Raw genomic sequence first — 18,947 nt, forward strand, 5'->3', positions numbered from 1 at the left:
CCCCCCCCCCCCCCCCCCCCCCCCCCCCCCCCCCCCCCCCCCCCCCCCCCCCCCCCCCCCCCCCCCCCCCCCCCCCCCCCCCCCCCCCCCCCCCCCCCCCCCTTTTACAACCCCCAGCCGGCAACCGCGATTCGGTCACGGGTCTCGTGGGCTCGGAGATGTGTATAAGAGACAGGAGAAAGAGGGCGCCCCGTTGGGTCTGCGGTGCCGGAGGTGATGTAGCGCCAGAATGCCGGCCAATCACGGATGGGGCCGTTGGCGCCCAGGCTGGGCAGGTTGGCGAAATCGTCGAACAAAAAGGGGCCGTGGAGGCCTGGAATGTAGGCGGCAATCGTGATGACTACCAGCATGAGCATGAAGGCTGGCAGTAAAAAGGCGCGAGAGTACATGCGTTTTCCAAAAATAAAGGGCCGCCAAGGGCGGCCCTTTATCAGCTTAGCCAGTTCCAGCGATTAGCGGCAGGAAGAAGGCAGGTACTTGGCCGGGAGGTTGCTACCGGCCTTGCAGGTCCACTGGATGCTGCCCGCATTGGTGATGGCCGACAGGATAAGAACAGCCGGGCCAGTCGTCAGCTTGGTGTTAGCCTTCGGCCCGGAATAAGTCACCTGAATCTGACCAGCCGTAGCGCCACCGTCGACCTTGGAGACGTAGTTGCCGCTGATACTGGCAGCAGTGGCAAGGCCGGCCGACCCATTGCTCGTCGGGAACGAACCCTTGTTCGAGTAGTACTCGGCAAGCGCCGTCTTGGCACCGTCAGCCAGCGAAAGGCCTTCCGAGACCTGCGAGCGGATGGTGTAGTCCTGATAAGCCGGGATGGCGATGGCGGCCAGGATCGCGATGATCGCCACGACGATCATCAATTCGATCAGGGTAAAGCCCTTCTGCACGTTCTTCATGATGGTTCCTCTATCTTGGTTAGCTAACCGTAGTTACTGCCCCCTGAGCCCCAGTCCCGAATCCCCCTAGGCGGGATTGGTTCCCAATACTTGCGGTCGGAACGACCAGGAAGCTCGCGTCAACTTCAAGCAGGTTATATGCCATGGCTGCCGCTTTTATATTCCCGCATATTCGCGGGAAATCGGATTGTGCACGTCATCACGAATGGTCACAAGGACGGTCAGCCGTAGGTGCATAGCTCTAAAATCGTGATGCATCCGGCATCTTCTCGCGGTGCCGGTCCAGGGCATGAAGTGACATAAAAGGTCACTTGGGTTGCTGTCTGTCGACACTACGAGCCCTTGAGAGGGCATTGAGTCGGATTCTTAAGGCACCTACTGTCGGCAGGAGGAGGGCAAGTACTTTGCCGAAAGATTGCTCCTCGTGCAGGTCCACGTGATGCTGCCTGCGCCCGTAACGGGCGACAGAATGAGCTGCTGGTTATGGATCGCCTGATTGGCTTTGGGGCTTTGGAAAGTAACGGTGACCGCGCCCCCGGTGGCATCAACGCCAGACACGTAACTTCCGTTGATGGAGGTGGAAGAGGCAAGGCCTGCCGACTGGTTATTCGGGGGGTAGCGCCCCGTATTAGAAACAAAATCCCACACGGCAGCTTTCGCCCCGGTGGCCAGGCTCATGCCTTCGCTGACCTGGGCGCGGATGGCGTAATCCTGATAGGCAGGAATAGCGATAGCCGCAAGAATGGCGATGATCGCCACCACGATCATCAACTCGATCAAGGTGAAGCCGGCGGAAAGGCGCTGGCGAAGCATGGAAGGTCCCCCTGGTTGTCTCACCCGAAGTGAGGCATGTTTTGTACCAAACGGGGGCCCCTTCGGTCCCGCCTTGCCCAGAACGGGCAAGGACTTGCCCGTTTCGTGACCCGGGCCGCGCTTTAGCTGTGCCTTGGTGCCCAGGGACTTATCGGGTCCCAGCCATCCAGCGCTTCATCAGTGGCGCCAGCAACAAGGCCGCTGCGGCCGACGCCAGGCCCAGCCAGATCATGTGCTGGAACAGCTGACCATATTTAGCGGTGGCGATCGCCATATCGATCTTGCCGTCGGCGGGCAGGTCCAAGGCGGCGAACTTGCCGAAGATGGAGGCCAACTGCTCGGAGAAGGAGGTGCCCAGCCACCAGGCGCCCATCATCAGGCCGGCAACCTGGGGTACCGAAAGCTGGGTGACGGCGGACAGGCCGATAGGCGCCAACGCCACTTCGCCGATTTCGATCAACAGGTAGGCCAGCACAATCCACCACACGCTGCCCAGTGCGTCCGGCGTCACGGTCTGGTTGCCGATCATCAGCGGGACGAAGGCCAGGCCCGCGAAGGCCAGGCCAATGGCGCTCTTGACCGGGGTGGAGGGGTTCAGGCCACGCCGGTCGAGGAAGGGCCACAGCCACGCCATGAGTGGCGAAAGCAGCACAATGAAGAGCGCGCCCAGGTAGGTCAGCGAACTGGCGGTCTGCGGCAGTACCAGGCAGTCGCGCACGATCAGCAGCAACCCCATCGCGGTGAGGCCGCCCAGCAGCAGCGCCGGGAGGCGCTTGCCACGCAGGCGCAAGGCCAGCGCAATGACGAAAGGGCACAACAGCAGGGGCAGGGTGGACCAGGGCACCGGGTGCCCTTCGCGGATCACCAGGGCCGGGAACAGGTCCTTGGTCAACATGCGGTCGTTGAACAGCACCCATGAGCCGTACGTCTGCTCGTACAGCGAGAAGAACAACAGGCAGATGGCGGTGAAAAACACGCAGGCCAGCATCTGACGGCGTTGCACCGGCGTGCAGCGAGTGGTGACGTACCACCCCAGCCAGCCCAGCCACGAACCCAGCGCCAGCACCTGCAGCCACAACACGGCGCTGCCCAACTGCATCAGCGCCCACAGCACCGGCAGGGTAAGGGCGGCGCCAAGGTAGATGCTCCATTCCAACGTCAGCGGGCCCAGCACGCGTTGGCGCAACGCGGCGGCATTCGGCGGCTCGGCGTGGCCTTGCAGGTACTTTTGCCCGGTCAGGAATACCGCCAGGCCAGCCAGCATGCCGATACCGGCGGCGCCAAAGCCGTAGCCCCAGCCGTAGGTGTCACCCAGGTAGCCGCAAATGAGCGCGGAAAACAGCGCGCCCACATTGATGCCTGCATAGAACAAGGTAAAGCCCGAGTCCAGGCGCGGATCGTTCTCTGGGTAAAGCTTGCCCACCACCGTAGAGATATTGGGCTTGAGAAAGCCTACGCCACTGATGATCAGCGCGAGCGAGAGATAGAAAACGCTTAGCGCAAAGGTATCGCGATGCACGGCGCCATCGGGGCCGATGGTGGCCGCATGCCCCTCCACTGCCATGCCCAGGTGACCCAGGCACAGCAGTACGCCACCCAGCGCCACGGCCTTGCGCATGCCCAGGTAACGGTCTGCCAGCAGGCCGCCGAGCAGGGGTGTCGCATAGACCAGGCCGCCGTAGGCGCCCAGCACGGACAGGCTCTCCGTATCCGAGAAACCGTGGTGTTTGATCAGGTACAGCGCAAGCAGCGCTTTCATGCCGTAGAACGAAAAGCGCTCCCACATCTCGGTGAAGAAGCACACGTACAGGCCCTTGGGATGGCCGAACAGTTCATCCTGCTCAACGGCACGAGCGGGGGTAGTGGAGCGGGTTACGGCGTCAGTCATGAGCAGGAGCGTGCAGACACAAAGTCCCGGAGTATAACGACGGCCTTTGCCGGCCTTGGTCGCGCTGCAACAAAGACGTTCCGCTATGTCGGTAGATTCCTACGGCGAAAAGCCTCAGCTTGCGTCCCGCCGCTGAGGCTCTTAACGTCAGTGCTTTCGTAATGCCCTGGGAACCCTTCGATGAAACCCTTGCTTGTCGCGCTGGCGCTTGCGCTGGCCGGTACCTCCGCCATGGCGGCCGAGGCTGTGAACCATGGCCCCCACCCGTTCACCATCCGTGACCTGGTGATGATGGATCGCGTGGGCGATCCCCAGCTGTCACCGGACGGTCGTTACGCGCTGTACACCGTGCGCGCCACCGACTACGCCGCGAACAAGGGCGTTACCTCGATCTACCTGCTTGACCTGAGCAAGAACGGCGAGCCGGTCAAGCTGGTGGAGAAGGCCTCCTCGCCGCGCTGGTCGCCCGATGGCAGTGCGTTTTACTACGTGGCAGCGAAGGATGGCGTGGCGCAGCTGTGGCGACGCGCACCGATGGCATCGGCGCAGCCGGTGCAGGTGACCCATGCCCCCCTTGATGTGGACGGCTACAAGCTCTCGCCGGATGGCAAGCAAGCGCTGCTGACGTTTGGCGTATTCACCGATTGCGCTGACCTTGCCTGCACCAAGGAGCGTCTGGACGGCCGTGCCGCCGACAAGGCTTCCGGCACGGTGTACGACAAGCTGTTTGTGCGTCACTGGGATACCTGGTCCGACGGTCGCCGCGCACAGTTATTCATCGCCGATCTGGACAAGCCCAGCGCACAGCCGTTGCTGCTCACGCGTGGTATCGACGGCGATGTGCCGAGCAAGCCGTTTGGTGACGAAGGCGAGTTCAACTTCTCGCCCGACGGCAAGACCGTGTATTTCAGCGTGCGCATCGCGGGCAAGACCGAGCCGTGGTCCACCAACTTCGACGTCTACAGCGTACCGGCCGACGCCTCGGCCGCGCCGCGCAACCTCACCGCCGAAAACCAGGCGTGGGATGCATTCCCGTTGCCCTCGCCGGACGGCAAGACGCTGTACTACCTGGCGATGAAGACGCCGGTATCGGAGGCCGACCGCTTCGGCATCATGGCGTTGGATCTGGCTACGGGCCAGAAGCACGAAGTGGCGCCGAACTGGGATCGCTCCGCTGGCGGCCTGCAGATTTCGGCAGACGGTAAAACCCTCTACGCCACCGCCGACGACAACGGCCAGCACCCGCTGTTCGCCATCGACGCGGCCAGTGGCAAGGTCACCACCCTGGTCACCGACGGCGACGTGACCGGCTATGCCGCGGGCAAGTCGAGGTTGCTGGTGCAGCGCGATGACCTAAAGCGCCCCGCCGATCTCTATGTGGCCGATCTCTCCGGCAAGGGTCTCAAGCAGGTCACGCATTACAACGCGGCGCGCCTGAAGAACGTGCAGATGGGCGATCCGCAGTTCTTCACCTTCAAGGGTTGGAACAACGAGACGGTGCAGGGCTATGTGGTCAAGCCAGCCGGTTATCAGGCGGGCAAGAAGTACCCCGTGGCATTCATCATCCACGGCGGCCCGCAAGGTGCGATGAGCAATGGCTGGAGCTATCGCTGGAATCCGCAAACGTATGCGGGGCAGGGCTTCGCCGTGGTCACCGTGAACTTCCACGGTTCCACCGGCTATGGCCAGGCATTCACCGATTCGATCTCGGGCGACTGGGGCGGCAAGCCGCTGGAAGACCTGAAGGCGGGTTGGTCGGCGGCCTTGTCCAAGTACAACTTCCTCGACGGTGACCGCGCGTGTGCACTGGGTGCCAGCTACGGCGGCTACATGATTTACTGGATCGCGGGCGTGTGGAACCAGCCCTGGAAGTGCCTGGTGGATCACGATGGCGTATTCGATGCTCGCGCCATGTATTACGACACCGAGGAACTGTGGTTCGAGGAACGTGAGAACGGCGGCACGCAGTTCGAGCATCCGGAAAACTACGAGAAGTTCAATCCGGTCAATCACGTCAAGGATTGGCGCGTACCGATGCTGGTGATCCACTCGGCCAAGGATTTCCGCATTCCCGATACGCAGGGCCTGGGCGCCTTCACGGCGCTGCAGCGTCGCGGTATCCCCAGCCAGCTGCTGCACTTCCCGGATGAGAACCACTGGGTGCTCAAGCCGCAGAACAGCGTGCAGTGGCACGAGACGGTCAATGCGTGGTTGAAGCAGTGGACGTCGGAAGACGCCGTGAAGAGTACCGCCAAGTAAGCGCGGTGAGTGAATAGGAAAATGGCGGCCGAAAGGCCGCCATTTTTTTGTCCCTTTAATTTATTGGGCGAAGCCCGGTCCCCGGCGCTCGGCTCTCAGAACTAGAGCCACTTGGCTCGTTTTAGGAAGACGAAGATACTGCCGACCAGCGTCGCCACTACGCCGATAACCAGGGGGTAGGCCCAGGGCTTGTGCAGCTCCGGCATGTTCTCGAAGTTCATGCCGTACCAGCTCGTCACCAGGGTGGGTGCCGCCAGCATCGCCGCATAACCGGCCAGACGCTTCATCACTTCGTTCTGGCCAAAGGTTACCAGCGACAGGTTGACGTTGATCGCGGCGGCGAGCATTTCGCGCATGGCGCTGATCGATTCGTTGACGCGGAATACGTGGTCATAGACATCGCGGAAGTAGGCGCGCAGTTCATCCGGAATCAGTTGCGGATGCATGCGCACCAGCTGGCTGATGATGTCCTGTAGTGGTGCCACGGCAAGACGTAGTGTCATCAAATCGCGCTGCATGTCATACAGGCGGCGGATGGTGCTGCGTTTGAATGTGTCGGAGAAAATGTCCTTCTCCAGTTCCTGCAGTTCTTCGCGGAAATCACGAACGATAGGCAGCAGGTTGTCCACGATGAAGTCGAGCACACCATACAGGCCGTAGCTGGGGCCTAGTGCCAGCAAGTCAGGGGTGTGTTCGCAATTGCGTCGGGCGGGCGCATAGGACAGCGAAGCGCCGTGGCGCACGGTGACCAGGTAGCGCGCACCCAGAAAGATGTGAGTTTCGCCAAACGCGATGTGGCCACTCACCAACTGCGCGGTCTGCACCACGATGAACAGCGAGTCGCCGTAGGTCTCGATCTTGGTGCGCTGATGCGCGTGCTGGGCATCCTCGATGGCGAGGTCGTGCAGGTCGAACTCTTCCTGGATCTTGCTCAGCAGCGGGGCATCCGGCTCATGCAGGCCCACCCAGACAAACGTATCGGGCTCCTTGAGCACCTCGCTGATGTCATCGAGGCTGATGTCGCCGATGCGTTGCCCATCGAAACGATAGGCCACGCAATTGATCACCATGGAGCCCGCGGGGGCGGCAGAAGTCGGGAGCGTGGAGGTCATGCGCGAATCATGCATGGACGACCGCGAAGACGCCATGACGGCTTTTTATGGCGCAAGGCGAGCCGGCGCGCGCGTGCCCCGCACACACCATGCAAGCGCTAGCCATATGGGTAGCGCGAACAGCAGCCAGGGCTGGTTCTGCTGCACCACGCCGGGCATCCAGTGCAGCAGGACGGCCGTGAGGCCGGCCAACAGTTGCAGCACGATCAGCAGGTCCATGCGACGGGATGCAGGCACACCGCGGCGGGAGCGCCAAAGGGTGGGCAGCAGCATGAAGGCCAGTGGATTGAACAGCAGCAGGTTCGCATTGGCCCACGCGGAGTGATGCGTGGTCAGCGTCCACAGAATCAGCAAGACCACGCCGACCAGGCCGCCGAGCACGAGGTACAGCGAGCCAAGCAGGGCGTACACGGTAGGCAGAAAACGACGAGCGGCCAGCAAGAGGATGGCGAAGATCACCCCGGCAAGCCCCAGCGGCAGGCGTAAATCAGGCGCCTGCGCCGGCGGTGCGTCCAGCCGGTTGGGGGATATTTCTCGCTCGCCCAGTACCAGCGGATGCACGGCGCCATCGGCATCGGTAACCGTGACGCTGGCGATCTCCTTCTGTAGCACCATGGGCAGGAAACTCTCCTGCCATGCGGTCAGCGGATGATCGGCATAGGGGCCAAGACCCAGGTCGAGGATAAGCATCAGCCACGCTTGCTGGCTCATGAGTCGCGCCGTTTGCTGGCGGTATGTCATGCCGCCGGCGCGGGCCTCCAGCTGCTTGTGCAGTACGCCGCCGAGCGCCTTGTCCAACGCATCGCGTACTCGCGTGGCGCAATTGTCGGCGTAGTAGTCGTAGTTGTAGCGAACGTTTTCCGGGCGCAGGTTCCACAGCAGGAAATCGCGCAGTGCCGTGGCTTGGGCTGGCGTAAAGGCGAGCGGCTGGCGGGTTACCGAGCGACCCACGCTCATGTAGTACTGCTGGTCCACGTCGGTGGGCGCGGCATCCATCAGGTAGTGCATGCGGCCGGCGGCGAAATGCAGCAGGAAGCCCTGTTCGTCGAAATCGAACACGCCGTAGTTGAAGGTGACCGACTCGCCGCTGGCGGCATCGCGCAGCTCGATGGCGTCATGGCCGAAACGTTCCCAGTAGGTATCGCCTGGGCCGTAGGTGATCAATGAGACTTCTAGGTTGGCGCCGGGCGCGTTGGCGACGCCCGCCCATGCTGGCGCCGCCCAGCCCAGGGTGGCGCACAGCAACAACAGGCACACGGCGAGGAAGCGGCCAAGGCCATGAGAGAAGATGGACATGGGCGTCCTGCCGGGTTGGGGCACGATCAGTCGTCCTGGCGACGGCTTACGCGGAAGGCTTGTACGCGGCGATCATCGGCTTCGGTGACGTGGAACAGGTAGTCGCCAATGGCGATCTCCTCGCCCACTTCCGGCAAATGGCCGAACTCGGACGTGCACATGCCACCGACGGTGTCGAACTCTTCGTCGGAGAAGTGTGCGCCTGTTTGCTCGTTGAAGTCCGCGATCGGGGTGAGCGCGCTTACCACCCAGCCGCCGCCCGATTGCTCGTGCATCAGCGTGGGTTCTTCCTCATCGTCGTGTTCGTCGTCGATTTCGCCGACAATCTGCTCGAGCACGTCTTCGATGGTGATGAGGCCGGCGACGCCGCCGTATTCATCCACCACCAGCGCCATGTGGTTGCGCGTGTGACGAAACTCGGCCAGTAGCACGTTCAACCGCATCGACTCGGGAATAAGCACGGCAGGACGCAGCACGCTGGCGATATCGAAGTGATCGCCGTTGCCGTTGCCGACAAAGCGCAGCAGGTCCTTGGCGAGCAGGATGCCGAGGATATCGTCCTTGTCTTCGCCGTGGACGGGGAAGCGAGAGTGGCCGGATTCAACGACGGAGTTGATGATTTCGCTCAGCGGCGCATCGGCCGAGAGCATCACGATCTGGGCACGCGGCACCATGACGTCGTCCACGCTCAGCTCGGTGACCTTGATTGCACCCTCGACCATGGTGAGGGTGTCAATGGACATCAGGCCATTGACATGGGCGGTGCGCAGCTCATCAATGAGCTCCTTGCGGTTGCGCGGCTCGCCGGAAAACAGGTGGCCCAGTCGATCCCACCAACTGCGGTGGGCCGGGCCGCTGGTACTGCCAGGGTCCTCGTTCATTACTCGTGCGGATGCAGCCCGAAACCGGGCGGAGACGCCAGTCTAGCGGAAAATTCGTGACGATTCAGGAACAAGGCCGCCCCCGGCCTTCTCCGCGGTCGCCCCCCGGGGGCCGCGCAGGGCACTCAGGCCTCGTAGGGGTTGGCGATGCCCAGCCCAGCCAAAATGCGCGCTTCCAGTGCCTCCATCACTTCGGCGTCGGCGTCTTCGATGTGGTCGTAGCCAATCAGGTGGAGCACGCCGTGCACGGTCATGTGGGCCCAGTGATCGCGCGGGCGCTTGCCTTGCTCGGCGGCTTCGCGCAGCACGACCGGGGCGCAGATGGCCAGGTCGCCGATCAGGGGCAGTACGACACCCGGCGGCAGCTCGACGGGGAAGGAGAGCACGTTGGTCGCGTAGTCCTTGTCGCGGTACTCGCGGTTCAGCAGGCGGCCTTCCTTGCTATCCACGATCCGGATGGACAGTTCCGTTGCCTTGCGTCGCTTGGCGCCGCGCAGAGCGGCCTCTACCCAGCTGCGGAAGCTGGCGGAGGTCGGCACACCCTTGCGCGGTGCGGCGTAGCCCACCGAAAGCGTCAGTGCGGAGGCGCTCATTTGGCGGAGTCCTCGGCAGCCTGCTCAAAGGCTTCGTAGGCGCGCACGATCTTGGCGACCAGCGGGTGGCGCACCACATCGCGCGAGGTGAAGAAGGTGAAGCTGATGCCTTCCACGCCACGCAGTACTTCGATGGCGTGGCGCAGGCCAGAGCGTACATTTCGGGGCAGGTCGATCTGGCTGACATCGCCGGTGATGACCGCCACCGAACCGAAGCCGATACGGGTGAGGAACATCTTCATCTGCTCGACGGTGGTGTTCTGCGCTTCGTCGAGAATTACATAGGAGTCGTTGAGCGTGCGCCCGCGCATATAGGCGAGCGGGGCGATCTCGATCACGTTGCGCTCGATCAGCTTGGCGACCTTCTCGAAACCCAGCATTTCGTATAGCGCGTCATACAGCGGGCGCAGGTACGGGTCGACCTTCTGACTGAGGTCGCCCGGCAGGAAGCCGAGCTTTTCGCCCGCTTCCACCGCCGGGCGCACCAGCAGCAGACGCTGCACCCGATTGGCTTCCAGCGCTTCCACCGCGCTGGCGACAGCGAGGTAGGTCTTGCCGGTGCCGGCCGGGCCTACGCCGAAGCTGATGTCGTGCGTGGTGATGGCGTGCAGGTAACGCGCCTGGTTGGGGCCGCGGCCCTTGATCACGCCGCGCTTCACCTTGATGGCGACGTCCTGCGCACCTTCGGCCGCATCGTTGACGATGGCGTCGATACCCGACTCGGCGAGATGCAGGTTGATCTTGGCGCCGGTGAGCGACTCGTTCGCGGTGACGTCGTAGAGCGCCCGCAATACCTTTTCCGCCGCGCGCGCGGCATCTTCCTCGCCGATCACTTGGAACAGGTTGCCGCGGTGATTGATCTCCACGCCCAGGCGCAGTTCGACCTGGCGCATGTGTTCGTCGAACGGGCCGCAGAGGTTGGAGAGTCGGGCGTTGTCTTCCGGCTCGAGGGAAAAGTCGCGTTGATAGAGGCCGTTGGTCATATCAGGTCAAAGATGCCGATGCATCACATAGACGTCGGTCGGACCGTGAGTGGCGTGGCGAAACGCGCCCGGTACCTGGCCGACAATGCGGAAACCGTGGCGCTGCCATAGGCGGACCGCGGAGGAGTTGGTGGAGACCACAAAGTTGAACTGCATGGCGGTGAAGCCGGCGTCGCGGGCCTGCTCCATCGAATGCTTGCACATGGCCGAGGCGACGCCTTGGCGACGCGCCCCCGGTGACACCATGTAGCCGGCGTTGGCGACGTGGTCGCCCAGTCCGGGCTGGTTGGGTTTGAGCATATAGCAGCCCAGCACCTGCGGGCCGCGTTCGGCGACAAAGCAGCGGCTGGGTGGGGTCGCCCACCAATTGCGCGCCTGCTCATAGCTCAGGTCGGGCGGGTAGCTGTAGGTGTCGCCGGCGGCCACTACGCTGTGGAACAGGGGCCAAACCAGGGCGAAATCGGCTGCGCCGATTTCGCGAATCGTGATGGGTGTGACCGTCACGAGGCCAGGGCGACGTGGGCGTCGGCCAGTTGTACGCGACCGCGCAGCGAATTGCTCATCGCCTCGGTGATCACTACGTCGATGAACTGGCCGATCATGCGTGCATCGCCCGGGAAGTTCACAAAGCGCATGTTCTCGGTGCGCCCGGAGAGCTCATTGGGGTTCTTCTTGCTGGGCTTTTCCACCAGCACGCGCTGGACGGTGCCAACCATCGCCTCGTTGATCTGGCGGGCGTTCTCATTGAGCCTGGCCTGCAGTCGGGTAAGGCGCGCGTGCTTCACTTCAGCCGGGGTGTCGTCGGCGAGGTTGGCTGCGGGCGTTCCTGGTCGTGCGGAGAAGATGAAAGAGAAGCTCTGGTCGAAGCCGATATCGTCGATGAGCTTCATGGTCTTTTCGAAATCCTCATCGGTCTCGCCGGGGAAGCCCACGATGAAATCGGAGGAGATGCAGATGTCCGGACGCACGGCGCGCAGCTTGCGGATCTTCTGCTTGAATTCCAACGCCGTGTAGCCGCGCTTCATCGCCGTGAGGATGCGGTCAGAGCCCGCTTGCACCGGCAGGTGCAGGAAGTTGCACAGCTGCGGCACGTTCGCATATGCCTCGATCAGCGAGTCGGAAAACTCCAGCGGATGCGAGGTGGTGAAGCGAATGCGGCCAATGCCCTCGATCTGCGCGATGGCGTGGATCAGCACGGCCAGGTCCGCCGTGCCGCCGTCATGGGTGGGGCCGCGATACGCGTTGACGTTCTGCCCCAGCAAATTGACTTCACGTACGCCTTGCTCGGCCAGTTGGGCCACCTCGACGATCACGTCGTCGAACGGGCGGCTGATCTCCTCGCCGCGGGTATAGGGCACCACGCAGTACGAGCAGTACTTGGAGCAGCCTTCCATGATCGAGACGAAGGCCGTGGGACCTTCGGCACGCGGTTCGGGCAGGCGATCGAACTTCTCGATTTCCGGGAAGCTGATATCCACCTGCGGCTTACCACTGTGGCGGCGAGCCTCGATCAGTTCCGGCAAGCGGTGCAAGGTCTGCGGGCCGAATACCAGGTCCACGTAGGGGGCACGCTTGATGATGTCCTGGCCTTCCTGCGAGGCCACGCAGCCGCCCACGCCGATCAGCACCGGCTTGTCACCTTGCTTGTGCTCCTTCCAGCGGCCCAACTGGCTGAACACCTTTTCCTGGGCCTTCTCGCGGATCGAACAGGTGTTGACCAGGATGACGTCCGCCTCGGACTCATCCTGCGTCAGCTCCAGGCCATGCGATGCCTTGAGCACGTCCGCCATCTTGGCCGAGTCGTACTCGTTCATCTGGCAGCCGTGGGTTTTGATGAAAAGCTTGCCGGTCATGGGCTTGGGTACCGTGTAGTGCAGGTGCAGAAAGGGCGCCGAACCCAACAGTTTACTCGCCTGGCCGGGTGCCTGCCAGTTGAACGCGCGAGACGGATCAAGCACTTGCAGCGCGGCCAGGGGCTTTGCGGCTCGGTTAAGTTTGCCCTGCTGCACGAATTGGCCGATCGCCGCTTGGCTAGCCCCGGGGGTTGGGGGCACACTGCGGCCGGACTCGGGCCTAGGTAGGCCTGTGTCCCCGTGTTTTGGAAGGGGAGCGTATGTTGTCGCATCACCACTGGGGGCAGGCCCCCCAAGTGAGAGGCCGTGGCTAGGTTATTTCCTGGCTGGGCACGCCATCCGGTCCTATCGGGGCTGGCGCTGACGTGTGCCCTGCTGCTGTCCGTCGCCTGGCCTGCGGGCACGGCACATGCAGGCGCACTCTATCGCTGTACCGGTAGTGCGGGCGAAGTGGTATTCAGCAGTACCGCCACCGGCTACCACGGCTGCAGTCGCATCGCCGGGGCACCTGATCCTGTGCGACCGCGGGCGGTCAGCAAGCCCGCCGCCCCCTCGTTGGCTGGCGTGACAGGTACCGTGGTGAAAGCGCCGCCGACGGTCACTGCGCCTCCAGTGACTTCGTTGGCCTGGGTCAAGGATTCGGTCGATACCACGGCACGCATGGCGCCACCGGCGATGCCCCGCACGCCGGCCGGCAAGCCGGGGCAGTGGAGCTACAGCGAAACCAGTCCGGCGCGCAGCGGCTCGGTGGCCGACAAGCCGGTGGCTAATGTCTCTGCCGATGGCGATCGCGTGTTGCGTGGCGCGGTTTACCGGGTGGTGCGCAAAGACGGCAGTGTGGAGTACACCAACCTCAAGCCGGCCGGCCAGCAGGGGCCGGTGACCATGCTGTTCACCTATATCGCCACCTGCGTGGCGTGCAACCTGCACTCGAACATCCGTTGGGACTCGGTCGCGCTCAATCTCACCGCGTATGCCGATGTGATTGCACTGGCGAGTCGTGAGTCGGGGGTGGATGAGGCCTTCCTGCGCGCCATCATCCATGCGGAAAGCGCCTTCAATCCCCGCGCCATGTCCCTCAAGGGCGCGCAGGGCCTGATGCAGCTGATGCCGGGAACGGCGTCCGATATGGGCGTGCGCGATGCTTTCGACACGGCCCAGAACATTCGCGGCGGTGCGCGTTACCTCGGTTTTCTGCTGCGGACCTTCAATGGCAACGAGCAGCTTGCTGCGGCCGCCTACAATGCGGGGCCGGGGGCGGTGCAACGCTACAATGGCGTGCCCCCCTATGACGAAACGCGAGTCTACGTGGACCGTGTGGGTACCCTGCGTCGGCGCTACGGCCAGGCGATCCGACCCAGGGATGGCCGGTTGCCGGTAGTGGCGGGGATGTCAGCCATCCAGTGAGGCCGTGGGACGCAGCGGCGGTCGCTGCGCGAGGATCACCTCGGTGTGGAACGGCGAACCGTTGCGCAGGCCCGATACCTCCACTTTGCTGCCGGGCTTGAGGGCGGCCTCATGACGGCGCAGGTCGGCCGGGTCGACGATGTCATCGGTGCCAATGCGCAGCAGAATGTCGTGGGGCAGGATGCCCGCCTGGGCAGCCGGCCCGCCGGGGTATATCTCGGTGACCTGGGCGCCGCGCGCGGCGGCGGGAAGGCCGCTGTCGGCGGCAACCGGGACGAAGGTGTAGTCCGCGCCCATCCATCCGCGTACGACGTGGCCGCTGTCGATGATCTGGTCCAGTACCCGCTTGGCATTGCCCACGGGAATAGCGAAGCTGATGCCCTCGGCGTTGGCCGCCTTGCCGATCAGCAAGGTATTGATGCCCACCAGTTCGCCCTCGCTGTTGACCAGGGCGCCACCCGAGTTGCCGAGGTTGATCGCCGCATCGGTCTGGATGAAATCCTCCGGGCTGGCACTGCTCAACTGGCGGCCAATGGCGCTGACGATGCCCATGGTTACGGTCTGGTTGAGGCCCAACGGGTTGCCGATGGCCAATACGACGTCGCCCGTGCGCACGGGCATGTGCTCGGCAATGCGGATCACCGGCAGGTTGCTGGCGTCGATCTTCAGCACCGCAAGGTCGGTCTCCACATCCGCGCCCACCACCTTGGCCTTGGCTACGCGGCCGTCGTACAGCAGAACCTGGATGTCGTCGGCGTTGGCGATCACATGGTTGTTGGTGAGTACGTAGCCCTCGCTGCTCACGATCACGCCTGAGCCCAGGCTCTGTTCGCGGCGCTTATAGGCGGGGCCGGCGGGGCGGCCGCCAAACAGTCGCTGCAGCACCGGGTCGGTGTACATCTGCACCGCCTGCTCAGTGACCATCTTGTTGGCGTAGATGTTCACCACCGAAGGCGCGGCGCGCGCCACCGCATCGGCGTAGGACACCGGGCCGTTGACTCGGGGAGGGTTGGTCGCGGCGGCTGGCGCGGTCGTGCTGGCGGGTGAGAGGCCGACACGTTGTCGCAGGCGATTGCCTACGTCAGGCCACATCAGGCTGATGACGAAGGCGGCCGCCAGCCCAAGAACCGCGAAACGGGCGATGAAGGCGAGCGTGCCTGCGGCATGTTTCATGTCGTTATGCGTTTCGTTGCAAAGCGTTAGGATGGGTAGCGCGTGGTAGTGAAGGGCGCGGCGCTTTTATTGTACGAGTCATGCCCTGACGCTACACTAACGCGATTTTGCGGGAGCCGGGTTCTGCTGGCACTTGCGAAGCGGGTCGTCCCGGGAGCTTCCCGGTGCGCAGGGTGCCCGGAAGCGAAATGCCTGTAGCTTTCGCTACATGCTTATCGTGCTGGCCGCCGCGCGTGCCTGCTGTTTGTTTTTTTGGGGGGAGTTGCTAGGGTTTTTCCGGTCAGTAGCAGACTTGCTCTGCTGTTGTACGTGTCGACGCGCTTGGCAAGCACCTGTGGGACTTATTAAGTTCCGCGTCTCAATGGCATGTAAGTACCGGAGAGCCTGATGGCGAACGAAGTCGTCGATCACGGCCGCCGCCGCTTCCTCACAGCGACCACGGCGGTGGTCGGAGGTGTGGGAGTCGTTGCAGCAGCTGTGCCCTTCATTAAGTCGTGGGAACCCAGTGCGCGGGCCAAATCCGCAGGTGCCCCGGTCACGGTCGACATCAGCAAGATCGAGTCGGGCCAAAAGGTCACTTACCCCTGGCGTGGTCTCCCCGTCTTCGTGGTGAACCGCTCACCGGCCCAACTGGAAGCCTTGCCTAGCCAGGACAATCGCCTGGTCGATGCCAAGTCCACGGGCAGCTCCGCCGAACAACAACCTAAGTACGCGCAGAACGAAACCCGCTCCATCAAGCCTGAGTGGCTGGTGCTGGTGGGTTTGTGCACGCACCTGGGCTGCGTGCCCGACTTCGTCCCGGTGATGAAGCCCGAGCCGTTCGATCCGGACTGGAAGGGCGGCTTCTACTGCCCTTGCCACAAGTCGCGCTATGACATGTCCGGGCGCGTCTATGCCGGCGTGCCGGCGCCCAAGAACCTCCTCGTGCCGCCATACCACTTCGTGGACGACGTGCACATTCAGATCGGTGTGGATCCGAAGGAGGCAGGCTGATGGCCAACGTATTCACGCGTATCGGCGATTGGGTCAATGAGCGTGCGCCCGGCTTGATGCCGGTGTATCGCAAGCACATGACCGAGTACTACGCGCCGAAGAACTTCAATCTTTGGTACTACTTCGGTTCGCTGGCGTTGCTGGTGCTGGTCAACCAGATCGTCACCGGCATCTTCCTCACCATGAACTACAAAACGAGTGCGGCGGAAGCCTTCAACTCGGTCGAGTACATCATGCGTGACGTGGAGTGGGGTTGGCTGATCCGCTACATGCACTCCACCGGTGCCTCGCTGTTCTTCGTGGTGGTATTCCTGCACATGTTCCGCGGCCTGATGTACGGGTCGTACCAGAAACCGCGCGAGCTGGTGTGGTTGCTGGGCATGCTGATCTTCCTGGTGCTGATGGCCGAAGCCTTCATGGGCTACGTGCTGCCCTGGGGCAACATGTCCTTCTGGGGGGCCAAGGTGATCATCTCCCTGTTCGGCACGGTGCCCGTGATCGGCAGCACCCTGGTCGAATGGATCATGGGCGACTACCTGCCGGCCGACGCCACGCTCAACCGCTTCTTCGCGCTGCACGTGATCGCGCTGCCGCTGGTGCTGTTGTTGCTGGTGGTGTTGCACCTGGCCGCGCTGCACGAAGTGGGTTCCAACAACCCCGATGGCGTAGACATCAAGCACGGGCCCAAGGGCAATCGTTGGGATCCGAGCAAGCCGGCCGATGGCATTCCTTTCCATCCGTACTACACGGTTAAAGACCTGGCGGGCGTCGGCTTCTTCCTGATCATCGCGGCGTTCATCATCTTCTTCGCGCCGAGCTTTGGTGGCTGGTTCCTGGAGCATGACAACTTCATTCCGGCCAACAACCTGGTGACGCCGACCCACATCAAGCCGGTGTGGTACTTCACCCCGTTCTACGCGATCCTGCGCATGATCCCGTCGTTCTTCAGCACCGCCATCTGGGGGGTGTTGGGCATGTTCGGCGCGATCGTCCTGCTGTTCCTGCTGCCATGGATCGACGCCGGCAAGGTGCGCTCCATTCGCTATCGCGGCACCGGCTTCAAGGTGGCGTTGACCCTGTTCGTGATCTCCTTCATCGCCTTGGGCGCGGTGGGTGCGGGCGTGGTGGCTGAATTGATTCCCGAGTGGTTCGGCAGCAGCACCGACGTGACCTTCTGGGAGAACCTGTTCGGTCGAGTGATGACGCTGGTCTACTTCGGATTCTTCGTGTTCCTGGGGTGCTACACGCGTCTTGGCTGGGAAACGACCAAGCCGGTCCCGGAACGGGTGGTGTTCGACCATGACTAAGCGGCCGTCCTCGATGAAGAAAATCCTTTTCTCGTTCGCACTTGCCGCCGGACTGCTGATGGGGGCCACCTCGGTGGCGGCCTCGGAAGAGGGCGGCTTGCCCTCCGCCGGGACCAACATCCGCGATCAGGCCTCGTTGCAGCGTGGCGCCAAGCTGTTCTTCAATTACTGCGTGGGTTGCCACTCGCTGAAGTACGCGCGCTACTCACGTATCGCCGAGGACTTGGGCCTGTCCGAAGACGAGGTGATGAAGAACCTCAATTTCACCGGCGCCAAGTTCGGTGACGTGGTTATCTCGCATATGCCGGAGGATTCGGCCCAGCAGTTCTTCGGCAAGGCACCGCCGGATCTCTCGCTGGAAGTGCGCGCCAAGACGGCCGACTGGGTCTACGGCTACCTCAATTCGTTCTACCTGGACCCGAGCCGCCCGGTGGGCTGGAACAACACGGTGTTCCCCAACGCCTCCATGCCCAATCCGCTGTGGGAGCTGCAGGGGCTGCAGACTGCGGTGAAGAAGGAAGGCGGCGAGGAAGTGGAGAAGCTGGAGCTGTCCCAGCCGGGTACGCTCACGCCCGCCCAGTACCAGCAAGCGACCCGTGACCTGACCACCTTTCTGGAGTACGTCTCCGAGCCTGCCGCGCTGCAGCGTCAGCGCTACGGCATCTGGGTGCTGCTATTCCTGGCGGGCTTCACTTTCCTGGCATATCTGCTAAAGAAGGAATATTGGAAGGACGTCCACTAAGACGCCGCTCCAAAGCCTGTGGTACGGCGGCCACGAGCCGCCGTACCCGTTTAAAGTCGATGGGGAGATCGCGCATGGTTCCAAGCGCTCGCTCGCGTACTGCACTCGCCCTCTACACAACAGCGGATGGCATCCAGTGTCATCGAACACGCCTCGTGCTCGCCGCCAAGGGCGTCAGCTACGAACGGGTGGTGGTGGATCCGGCCAAGCCACCGGAAGACCTCCTCGATCTGAACCCGTATGGCTCTACGCCCACCCTGGTCGACCGCGACCTGACCCTCTACAACACCGCTGTCGTCTGCGAATACCTGGACGAGCGCTACCCGCACCCTCCGCTGATGCCTATTGATCCGCTGTCCCGCGCGCGCTTGCGCCTGGCGACCGTGCGCATCGAGCTGGACTGGCTGCCGGAAATCGATACCATCCGCGCTGGCGGGCGCCCGGCCGATGCTGCGCGCAAGCGGTTGCGCGAGCATTTGTTGTCCTCGCTGCCGCTGTTCAAGGCTTCCCGCTTCTTCCTCAACCCTGAGATGAGCCTCACCGATTGCCTGGTGGCCCCGGTGATCTGGCGTCTGCCGTGGCTGGGGGTTGAGCTGGGGCGAGAGGGCAAGCCCATCCTTGATTACGGCGAGCGCCTGTTCGCCAGCCAGGGATACGCCCGCAGCCTGACCCCGGAAGAGAAGGCCATGCGCCCCTAACGGGCGCCGGGCCGCCTGGCCCGTTGGCGCGGGCCCGCGTCACTTTGCCTCGG

18 protein-coding genes are annotated in these 18,947 nt (G+C 63.2%); 6 read left to right on the top strand and 12 right to left on the bottom strand.

The features are described 5' to 3' along the window. Nucleotides 1-104: 104 nt before the first annotated feature. The 4 genes from JHD67_RS00850 to JHD67_RS00865 all read right to left on the bottom strand — a co-directional run bounded on the left by JHD67_RS00850 (nt 105) and on the right by JHD67_RS00865 (nt 3,597). Entirely contained in the window at nt 105-389 is a 285-nt protein-coding gene (locus JHD67_RS00850; protein ID WP_199096393.1) for a hypothetical protein, read from the bottom strand. Between the two features lie 63 nt (nt 390-452). Next, on the bottom strand, nt 453-896 hold the full coding sequence (locus JHD67_RS00855; RefSeq protein WP_199096394.1) for a pilin: 444 nt from the start codon (nt 894-896) through the stop codon (nt 453-455). Between the two features lie 375 nt (nt 897-1,271). Next, on the bottom strand, nt 1,272-1,709 hold the full coding sequence (locus JHD67_RS00860; RefSeq protein WP_199096395.1) for a pilin: 438 nt from the start codon (nt 1,707-1,709) through the stop codon (nt 1,272-1,274). A gap of 148 nt (nt 1,710-1,857) precedes the next feature. Further along, nucleotides 1,858-3,597: an oligopeptide:H+ symporter gene (locus JHD67_RS00865; RefSeq protein ID WP_199096396.1), complete on the bottom strand. Its 1,740-nt coding sequence runs from the start codon at nt 3,595-3,597 to the stop codon at nt 1,858-1,860. Nucleotides 3,598-3,777: 180 nt separating this feature from the next. On the opposite strand from JHD67_RS00865, the gene JHD67_RS00870 reads away from it, so the two are divergent. Continuing rightward, entirely contained in the window at nt 3,778-5,856 is a 2,079-nt protein-coding gene (locus tag JHD67_RS00870; protein WP_199096398.1) for a S9 family peptidase, read from the top strand. A gap of 101 nt (nt 5,857-5,957) precedes the next feature. Here JHD67_RS00870 and corA read toward each other — a convergent pair whose 3' ends face one another. The 7 genes from corA to miaB form a co-directional block, all read right to left on the bottom strand. Further along, nucleotides 5,958-6,968 carry a magnesium/cobalt transporter CorA gene (gene corA / locus JHD67_RS00875; protein ID WP_233171555.1) on the bottom strand — a complete coding sequence of 337 codons (1,011 nt, stop codon included), beginning with the start codon at nt 6,966-6,968 and terminating at the stop codon, nt 5,958-5,960. Between the two features lie 45 nt (nt 6,969-7,013). Then, complete coding sequence (locus JHD67_RS00880) at nt 7,014-8,264, bottom strand: DUF4105 domain-containing protein (RefSeq protein WP_199096400.1); 1,251 nt, start codon at nt 8,262-8,264, stop codon at nt 7,014-7,016. Between the two features lie 26 nt (nt 8,265-8,290). Then, the gene (locus tag JHD67_RS00885; RefSeq protein WP_199096402.1) at nt 8,291-9,145 is read right to left on the bottom strand and encodes a transporter associated domain-containing protein; all 855 of its coding nucleotides are present in this window, start codon (nt 9,143-9,145) and stop codon (nt 8,291-8,293) included. Nucleotides 9,146-9,270: 125 nt separating this feature from the next. Next, a complete protein-coding gene (gene ybeY, locus JHD67_RS00890; protein ID WP_199096404.1) occupies nt 9,271-9,738 on the bottom strand; it encodes an rRNA maturation RNase YbeY in 468 nt (155 codons plus the stop codon). Continuing rightward, a complete protein-coding gene (locus JHD67_RS00895; RefSeq protein ID WP_199096406.1) occupies nt 9,735-10,721 on the bottom strand; it encodes a PhoH family protein in 987 nt (328 codons plus the stop codon). The genes ybeY and JHD67_RS00895 overlap by 4 nt, the downstream gene beginning before the upstream one ends. A 6-nt stretch (nt 10,722-10,727) precedes the next feature. After that, the gene (locus JHD67_RS00900; RefSeq protein WP_199096408.1) at nt 10,728-11,225 is read right to left on the bottom strand and encodes a GNAT family N-acetyltransferase; all 498 of its coding nucleotides are present in this window, start codon (nt 11,223-11,225) and stop codon (nt 10,728-10,730) included. Beyond that, a complete protein-coding gene (miaB, locus tag JHD67_RS00905; protein ID WP_199096613.1) occupies nt 11,222-12,574 on the bottom strand; it encodes a tRNA (N6-isopentenyl adenosine(37)-C2)-methylthiotransferase MiaB in 1,353 nt (450 codons plus the stop codon). Before miaB ends, JHD67_RS00900 begins: the two co-directional genes overlap by 4 nt. Nucleotides 12,575-12,880: 306 nt before the next feature. Here miaB and JHD67_RS00910 point away from each other — a divergent pair, with 306 nt between their 5' ends. After that, nucleotides 12,881-13,981, top strand: coding sequence for a lytic transglycosylase domain-containing protein (locus JHD67_RS00910; RefSeq protein ID WP_199096410.1), 1,101 nt, complete (start codon nt 12,881-12,883; stop codon nt 13,979-13,981). Here JHD67_RS00910 and JHD67_RS00915 read toward each other — a convergent pair. Continuing rightward, entirely contained in the window at nt 13,967-15,154 is a 1,188-nt protein-coding gene (locus tag JHD67_RS00915) for a trypsin-like peptidase domain-containing protein (protein ID WP_199096412.1), read from the bottom strand. The two genes, JHD67_RS00910 and JHD67_RS00915, sit on opposite strands and share 15 nt — an antisense overlap. Before the next feature lie 387 nt (nt 15,155-15,541). Here JHD67_RS00915 and petA point away from each other — a divergent pair, with 387 nt between their 5' ends. From petA to JHD67_RS00935, 4 genes are all read left to right on the top strand, one after another. Next, nucleotides 15,542-16,147, top strand: a complete 606-nt coding sequence (gene petA / locus JHD67_RS00920; protein ID WP_199096414.1) for a ubiquinol-cytochrome c reductase iron-sulfur subunit — start codon at nt 15,542-15,544, stop codon at nt 16,145-16,147. Then, nucleotides 16,147-17,454, top strand: a complete 1,308-nt coding sequence (locus tag JHD67_RS00925) for a cytochrome bc complex cytochrome b subunit (RefSeq protein WP_199096416.1) — start codon at nt 16,147-16,149, stop codon at nt 17,452-17,454. Before petA ends, JHD67_RS00925 begins: the two co-directional genes overlap by 1 nt. A 13-nt stretch (nt 17,455-17,467) precedes the next feature. Beyond that, on the top strand, nt 17,468-18,196 hold the full coding sequence (locus JHD67_RS00930; protein WP_199096615.1) for a cytochrome c1: 729 nt from the start codon (nt 17,468-17,470) through the stop codon (nt 18,194-18,196). Nucleotides 18,197-18,270: 74 nt separating this feature from the next. Further along, a complete protein-coding gene (locus JHD67_RS00935; RefSeq protein ID WP_199096418.1) occupies nt 18,271-18,894 on the top strand; it encodes a glutathione S-transferase N-terminal domain-containing protein in 624 nt (207 codons plus the stop codon). Nucleotides 18,895-18,947 lie beyond the last annotated feature (53 nt).

The sequence above is a fragment of the Dyella sp. ASV21 genome (assembly GCF_016428975.1).
GTDB lineage: Bacteria > Pseudomonadota > Gammaproteobacteria > Xanthomonadales > Rhodanobacteraceae > Dyella.